Source organism: Sphingomonas sp., assembly GCF_031361285.1.
Classification (GTDB): domain Bacteria; phylum Pseudomonadota; class Alphaproteobacteria; order Sphingomonadales; family Sphingomonadaceae; genus Sphingomicrobium.
This window is the reverse complement of the sequence record NZ_JANMCO010000177.1, coordinates 1-6645: the sequence shown is the minus strand read 5'-3', so window position 1 is coordinate 6645 and position 6645 is coordinate 1. Positions and strand designations below refer to the sequence as shown.

Sequence of the window (6645 nt, the reverse complement as noted above, 5' to 3'; positions counted from 1 at the left end):
GCCCAGGTGTCGATCATCGCGCCTTCGCCGACCCGCGCGCCGATGTTGACGAAGCTCGGCATCAGCACCGCGCCCGGCGCGATGTAGGCGCCGCGGCGAACAATCGCGCCCGGTACGGCGCGAAACGCCGCCGCTTCGAACTCTTCTTCGCCCCAGCCGGCGAACTTGGACGGCACCTTGTCCCACCACTGCGCCGCCCCCGGCCCGCCCGCGATCAACGCCATCGGGTTCAGGCGGAACGACAGCAGCACCGCTTTCTTGAGCCACTGGTGGACGACCCATTGCCCCTCGACCTTTTCGGCGATCCGCGCTTCGCCGCTGTCCAGCGCGGCGATCGCCGAGTCCACCGCTTGTCGGGCCTCGCCTCGGGTGGAGGGCCCGATCGATTCGCGCTCGAGCCAGGCGGCGTCGATGGTGGCTTCGGTGGCGTCGCTCATGTCTCATTCCCCAGGATTGATTCGAGCCACTCGGCCACGTTGCCGATGCGGTAATCGATAAAGCTGTCGTCAGCGCCATGGCTGCCGCGCTCGGAGCCATTGTCGACCCACACCGTGGTCATGCCCAGCGCCTTGGCCGGCTTGAGGTTCTGCGCCATGTCGTCGACCAGCAGTGCGTGGGCCGGATCGATGCCGAACCGCGCGCACAGCAGTTCATAGCCGTGCGGGTCCGGCTTGGGGCGCAATTCGCTGGCGTGAATGTCGTGCAGATCGTCGAAGTGCTCGCCCACCCCGATCGCCTCGAGCACCCGCCGGGCATAAGGCGCGTCGCCGTTGGTGAAGACGATCCGCCGCCCGGGCAGCCGCGCCAGCGCCGCCGCCAGCGCAGCGTCGGTGGTGACCCGGTCGAGCGGGATGGCGTGGACGTCGTCGAGGAAGTGGTGGGGGTCGACATCATGCGATTTCATCAGCCCCGCGAGCGTGGTACCATGCTCGTGAAAGTGCGCCTTCTGGACGCGCCTGGCCTCGCTTGAATCGCAGTCCAGCAGCCGCTCGATATAGGCGCCCATGCGCTCGTCGATCAGTTCGAACAGACCGGTCGAGGCCGGGTACAGGCAGTTGTCGAGATCGAAGATCCAGTCGCGGATGTGGGCGAGGGCGTGGCCAGGGCCAAGGGCTGGACCAAGGGCAGGAGCAGGTTCAATGCGCGGATTCATGTTCACAATGGCGCTACAAGATGTTGACCCTTCAGCAAATTGAAAGGTTTTGGAAAGCATAAGTGAATCCGGGGAACCTGTTGATTTTCAGCGGCTTGGGCGGAGATGGGCAATGAATAGACGGCACCTGGCGACGACCGCATGCGCGGTTGTGCTGGCTTTTGGGCTGTCCGGTTGCGGCGGCGGCGGCGGCGGACCCGCGCCGATGCCCGCTCCGCTCGTCCCGACTCCAACCCCCACTCCGACCCCAACCCCGACGCCGACTCCGACCCCCACGCCGACTCCGACGCCCCCTCCAAGTATCGATTACAACACGGCCGAATATCGGGCGTCGGCCTATGCCGTCGCTGCCAACGCGATCACCGCCTATCAGAACGGCGCGACCGGCGCGGGCGTGAAGATCGGCATCGTCGATAGCGGCATCAACCCCAATTTGGCCGAATTCGCCGGCCGGATCGATCCCGCCAGCCGGGACGTCGCCGGCAACCGCGGTGTCAGCGACGAGGGCGGCCACGGAACGGCGGTCAGCGCCGTCGCCGCGGCTGCGCGCAACGATTCCAATACGATGGGTGTCGCCTTCGACGCGACCATAATCAGCTTGCGCGCCGATGATCCGGGAAGTTGCGCCGACACCTCGGTCAATGGCGGGTGCAGTTTCTACGATTCCGCAATTTCCGCGGGAGTCGATGCGGCGCGGCTCGCCGGTGCCAAGGTCATCAACATGTCGCTCGGCGGCAGCGCGCCCGGCAACATCTTGATGGCGGCGATCGGCCGCGCCGTGAACGCCGGAATCGTGATCGTGATTTCGGCCGGCAACGACGGCGAAAAGCCCGAAGGCATCAATCCCGACCCGTTCGCCCTCATTCCGGCGCAAAACTTTGGCGCCAACGTCATCATCGCCGGCTCGGTCGGCGTTGACACCGGCACCTCGATCGACATCAACCAGCTTTCGACCTTCTCGAACAAGGCCGGGACGGGTGCGAATAACTATCTGGCGGCGCGCGGCCTCAAAGATCGAGCCCCGGACAATACCGGTGCGCAATTCTACTGGTCGGGCACCAGCTTCTCCGCCCCGACCATCAGCGGCGCCGTGGCGCTGATGGCCCAGGCGTTCCCCAACCTTACCGGGGCGCAGATCGTCGACATATTGTTCCGGTCGGCCGACGACCTCGGGGCCGCGGGCACCGACCCGATATTCGGGCGCGGCCGACTGAACATCGCCAGCGCGTTCCAGCCAATTGGCACCACCAACCTCGCCGGCACCCAGACCGCGGTCAGCCCCACCGCGAACGGCGACATGCCGGCCGCTGCCGGGGACGGCGGCGCCGATGGCGATCCGAACACGCCGATGGGCGCGATCATTCTCGACGGCTATTCGCGCGCCTTCGCGATCGACCTAGCCAAGACCCTGCACACCGCGGAGCAGTCAAAGCCGCTTGAGCGGGCGCTGCAAGGCGGAATCCGCGTCGCCAGGTCGGCGGCGGGCCCGATCAGCATCGCGATGACCGTTAGCGAGCGGCACGACCTGCCACAGGGATATGCGCTTGAGCGCCTCGGCATCGGCCCCGATGATGCGCGCAAGTCGCGCCTGATCGCCGGCTCGGCGATCGCCCGGGTTGATCGCAAGACAGCGGTCGCATTGGGCTTCTCCGAAGGCGCGAAAGCATTGGAGCGGCGCCTGTCCGGCGCGGCCGCGGGGGCGTTCCTGATCGCCAAGGACATTTCCGGCGATCCCGGCTTTTCGGCCCGGCGCGACGGCAGCCTCGCGCTGCGCCGCGACCTTGGCCCCATTGGGCTGACGCTTTCCGGCGAGAGCGGCAGCGTATGGCAGGAGATCAGGACCAGCGCGACCGGCTCACCCTATCGCTGGACCAGCCTCGCGCTCGACCGCAGTTTCGGCAGCACCTGGCTGTCGGCCGGCATCAGCAATCTCAGCGAGAAGCAGAGCTTGCTCGGCGGCCGCATGGGCAATGCGCTCGGCGGCGGCGGGGCCAATACCGTGTTCCTCGACCTCGAAGCGCGGCGCGAATTGGGCAGCGGGTGGAGCGCGAGCCTGTCGGGCCGGCGCGGCTGGACCAGTTTCGCCGGCGGGCAGTTCCAGACCGGCGCTTATGGCTTCGACGTGACCAAAATTGGCTTGCTCGGCGCCGGCGACCGCCTTGGTTTCCGGCTGTCGCAACCGCTTAGGATCGAGCGCGGCGGCTTTGGCCTGATGCTGCCGACCGCCTACGATTACAGCACGCAGACCGCGACCTACAGCCTGGTCAACCACTCGCTCTCGCCGTCCGGCCGCGAGGTCGATGCCGAACTCAGTTACGGCTCGAGCGTGCTCGGCGACAGCGGCTGGATCGGCGGCAATCTGTTCATGCGCCGCCAGCCCGGCCACTTCGCGACCGCCGACAACGACTACGGCGCCGCAATCCGCTTCACGCTCGGCTTTTAATCCTCCCCGGAACGGGGAGGGGGACCAGCGTAGCTGGTGGAGGGGGGCGGTGTCAGGCGCCGAACCCCCTCCGTCAGCCTGCGGCTGCCACCTCCCCGTCCCGGGGAGGATTTACACGTCGCGCCGTCGGAGCCGCGGCGTCAGCATGCCGGCGGTGTGCCGGTAATCCTCATAATCCTTGCCGAACAGGCCGACGAGGTCGCGCTCCTCGTAGCGGATGGCGATCAGCATGTAGCTCGACATCCCGGCGGCAAGCAGCAAATGGCCCCAGGTCATCACCGGCGTCGACCAGAAAGCGAGGAAGAAGCCGCTGTAGAGCGGGTGGCGGACCCATTTGTAGAACAGGGGTTGGCGCATCTGCGGCTTGGCGGCGGTCCGCTCCGTAACGTGGAACCACGCCTGCTGCAGCCCGAACAGCTCGAAATGATTGAGCAAAAAGGTGCTCAGCAGCACGATTCCCCAGCCCGCCGCGAAGCCGATCCACAGCGGCATTTCGAATGCGGTCCCGGTTGCGTCCCACAGCGTCCCCTGGATCGGCCGCCAGAATGTGAACAGGACGATCAATGTCAGGCTCGCCACCAGCACATAGACGCTGCGCTCGGCCTGGGCCGGTACAGTCCGCGTCCACGCCTGCTTGAACCCCTGCCGCGCCATGACGCTGTGCTGGAGGCCGAACAAGGCGATCAGGAAGAGGTCGACGACCACCGCCACCGCTACCGGCGAGGCCGGCCCATGATCGACCGTTGTCCCGGCGAATGGGAAATTGCCGACGAAACAGATCAGGTAAAGGAAGGTGGCGAAAAACACCGCATAGGCAAGGATTGCAAACAAAAGCGTCGCTGCTCGTGACATTCCAATTTCCCCCTTTTCAGCTGCAGGATTATCGTTTGCGGGCGCCCCGATATTCAACCATCGTCATCGGCGCCTCACAACCGTTCACCGTCCGGTACACCGCCATATAGCCGATCGCCGGCGGCAGTTCGTTCAGTTTCTTCGGCGTGATCCGGTCGCCGCGATAGAGCGAGCCCGTGCCGGCATAATAGCTGGTGGTGCGCGGGCAGTTGGCGGCCTCCGGCGCTTTTGGCGCTTTGGCTGGCTGAGCCGCGGCGGGCGCGGCGATGGCGCACAATATTGCCAATGACAGCAGGCGCATCGATCGGACTCCCTCGCTCGCTCCAATAACAGCTTCGGACCGCTTTGTTCAAATGGTGAAGCTCTCGCCGCAGCCGCATGCGCCCTTGGCGTTGGGGTTCTCAAATACAAACCCCGCGGCGAAATCGTCCTCGACCCAGTCCATGGTCGATCCGACCAGGTACAGCACCGATCCGCCATCGACGTAAAAAGCGCCGCCGGGCGTTACGATCTTCTCGTCGAACGCCACTTCCTCGGTCACATAATCGACCGAATACGCCAGCCCCGAGCAGCCGCGGCGGGGAGTCGACAGCTTGACCCCGATCGCGCCGTCGGGCGCGCGGGCCATCAGCTCGGCGATGCGCGCTTCGGCGGCGGGCGTCAGCACGATCGCCGCTGGGCGCGCGCGGACCTTGCTCTGCTGGTTCATAACATTCCCAATTCTAATCGCGCTTCGTCGCTCATTCGCGACGGGTCCCACGGCGGGTCCCACACCAGTTTGACCTCGGCGTCGCGGATGCCTGGCACCGACAGCACGCGCAGCTCGACTTCGTTGGGCAGCGATTCGGCCACCGGGCAGTGCGGGGTGGTCAGCGTCATCGTCACCACCGCGTCGCCGTCCTCGTCGATCGCGACGTCATAGATCAGCCCGAGCTCGTAAATATCTACTGGAATTTCAGGATCATAGATCGATTTCAGAGCTTCGACTACCGAGGCCTGCAAATCGCTGCCCTTGCCATTCTCCGGCACCTCTTCTTTCTCGCCGCTGAGGAACCCCGCGAGATAATCCCGCTTCCTTTCGAACTCGGGCGTGACTCGAGCGCGCGGTGGAGTCGCCACGGCGGCGACTTCCTCGGTCTCGATCTTGCGTTCCTTGTTCACGTCATTCGCTCTCTGGCCGAAAAATCCGTTTCACCTGATGCAGTCCGCCGACCAGCGCCGCGATGTCTGACGAATCGCTGTGCGCGGCGAAACTGGCGCGCGCCGTTGCATCGACCCCGAGCACGGCCATCAGCGGCTGCGCGCAATGGTGCCCGGCGCGTACCGCAACGCCCGCATCGTCCAATATGGTGGCGACGTCGTGCGCATGCACCCCGTTGACGTTGAAGCTGACGATCCCGGCGCTGTCTTCGGGGCCGTAGAGCGTGACGCCGGGGATGGCGGACAGTGCGGCGCGGCACTCGGCGACCAGCGCGGTTTCATGAGCGTGGATCGCCCCGAGCGACAATTGCTTGACCCAGTTGACCGCCGCGTGCAGCCCGATCGCGCCGACGATGTGCGGCGTCCCCGCCTCGAACCGCTGCGGCGGCGGAGCGTAGGTGGTGCGCTCAAAAGTGACAGCCTCGATCATTGCGCCGCCGCCTTGCCATGGCGGCATTGCATCGAGCAGCTCGGCGCGGCCCCACAGGCAACCGATCCCGGTCGGCCCGTAAAGCTTGTGGCCCGAAAAAGCGTAAAAGTCGCAGCCGATTTGGGCGACATCGACCGCAATGCGCGGCACCGCCTGGCACCCGTCGAGCAGCAGCAGCGCGCCCTTCGAATGCGCAATCTCGGCCGCGCGATTCGCATCGAGGATCGAACCGAGCGCGTTCGACACATGCGCGAACGCAACCACGCGATGTTGCTCGCTGACCAGACTCTCCGCCGCGTCGAGATCGATCTGCCCGTCCGTCGTCAACGGCACGACGTCGACCTCGTAACCGGCCAGCTGCCACGGCACGATATTGCTGTGATGCTCGAGCGCTGACAGAAGCACGCGGTTGCGGCGCGCTTTCGGTAGCACCCTCGCGACCAGGTTGATCGCCTCGGTCGCGCCGCGGGTGAACACCAGTTCCTCGGCCTTGCCGCCGATCAATTGTGCAGTCGCCGCCCGCGCCGCTTCGTACGCCGCCGTCATGTCCGACGACCGCTGGTAAAT

7 protein-coding genes and 1 pseudogene are annotated in these 6645 nt (G+C 65.8%); 1 reads left to right on the top strand and 7 read right to left on the bottom strand.

Annotation, left to right across the window (positions count from 1 at the left end; genetic code table 11):
* Both RMO25_RS13815 and RMO25_RS13810 read right to left on the bottom strand, forming a co-directional pair.
* Nucleotides 1–437 (bottom strand): annotated as a pseudogene (locus tag RMO25_RS13815) (2,3,4,5-tetrahydropyridine-2,6-dicarboxylate N-succinyltransferase); the annotation flags it as partial.
* Nucleotides 434–1153 (bottom strand): pyrimidine 5'-nucleotidase, encoded by a 720-nt coding sequence (locus RMO25_RS13810; protein ID WP_309663181.1) that lies wholly within the window; start codon nucleotides 1151–1153, stop codon nucleotides 434–436. The gene RMO25_RS13810 and the pseudogene RMO25_RS13815, both read right to left, overlap by 4 nt.
* Before the next feature lie 112 nt (nucleotides 1154–1265).
* On the opposite strand from RMO25_RS13810, the gene RMO25_RS13805 reads away from it, so the two are divergent.
* Complete coding sequence (locus RMO25_RS13805; RefSeq protein WP_309663180.1) at nucleotides 1266–3596, top strand: S8 family peptidase; 2331 nt, start codon at nucleotides 1266–1268, stop codon at nucleotides 3594–3596.
* Nucleotides 3597–3707: 111 nt separating this feature from the next.
* Here RMO25_RS13805 and mddA read toward each other — a convergent pair whose 3' ends face one another.
* The 5 genes from mddA to RMO25_RS13780 form a co-directional block, all read right to left on the bottom strand.
* On the bottom strand, nucleotides 3708–4448 hold the full coding sequence (gene mddA, locus RMO25_RS13800) for a methanethiol S-methyltransferase (RefSeq protein ID WP_309663179.1): 741 nt from the start codon (nucleotides 4446–4448) through the stop codon (nucleotides 3708–3710).
* A gap of 28 nt (nucleotides 4449–4476) precedes the next feature.
* Nucleotides 4477–4749: a hypothetical protein gene (locus tag RMO25_RS13795; RefSeq protein WP_309663178.1), complete on the bottom strand. Its 273-nt coding sequence runs from the start codon at nucleotides 4747–4749 to the stop codon at nucleotides 4477–4479.
* A gap of 48 nt (nucleotides 4750–4797) precedes the next feature.
* The gene (locus tag RMO25_RS13790) at nucleotides 4798–5157 is read right to left on the bottom strand and encodes an iron-sulfur cluster assembly accessory protein (RefSeq protein WP_309663177.1); all 360 of its coding nucleotides are present in this window, start codon (nucleotides 5155–5157) and stop codon (nucleotides 4798–4800) included.
* Nucleotides 5154–5609: an SUF system Fe-S cluster assembly protein gene (locus tag RMO25_RS13785; RefSeq protein ID WP_309663176.1), complete on the bottom strand. Its 456-nt coding sequence runs from the start codon at nucleotides 5607–5609 to the stop codon at nucleotides 5154–5156. Before RMO25_RS13785 ends, RMO25_RS13790 begins: the two co-directional genes overlap by 4 nt.
* A gap of 1 nt (nucleotide 5610) precedes the next feature.
* Nucleotides 5611–6645, bottom strand: a 1035-nt coding sequence (locus tag RMO25_RS13780) for a cysteine desulfurase (RefSeq protein WP_309663175.1), incomplete at its 5' end; no start/stop codon positions are given.

Coding starts and splice junctions, on each gene's coding strand:
- RMO25_RS13810 (WP_309663181.1), bottom strand. CDS start 1,153: ATGAATCCGCGCATTGAACCTGCTCCTGCCCTTGGTCCAGCCCTTGGC.
- RMO25_RS13805 (WP_309663180.1), top strand. CDS start 1,266: ATGAATAGACGGCACCTGGCGACGACCGCATGCGCGGTTGTGCTGGCT.
- mddA (WP_309663179.1), bottom strand. CDS start 4,448: ATGTCACGAGCAGCGACGCTTTTGTTTGCAATCCTTGCCTATGCGGTG.
- RMO25_RS13795 (WP_309663178.1), bottom strand. CDS start 4,749: ATGCGCCTGCTGTCATTGGCAATATTGTGCGCCATCGCCGCGCCCGCC.
- RMO25_RS13790 (WP_309663177.1), bottom strand. CDS start 5,157: ATGAACCAGCAGAGCAAGGTCCGCGCGCGCCCAGCGGCGATCGTGCTG.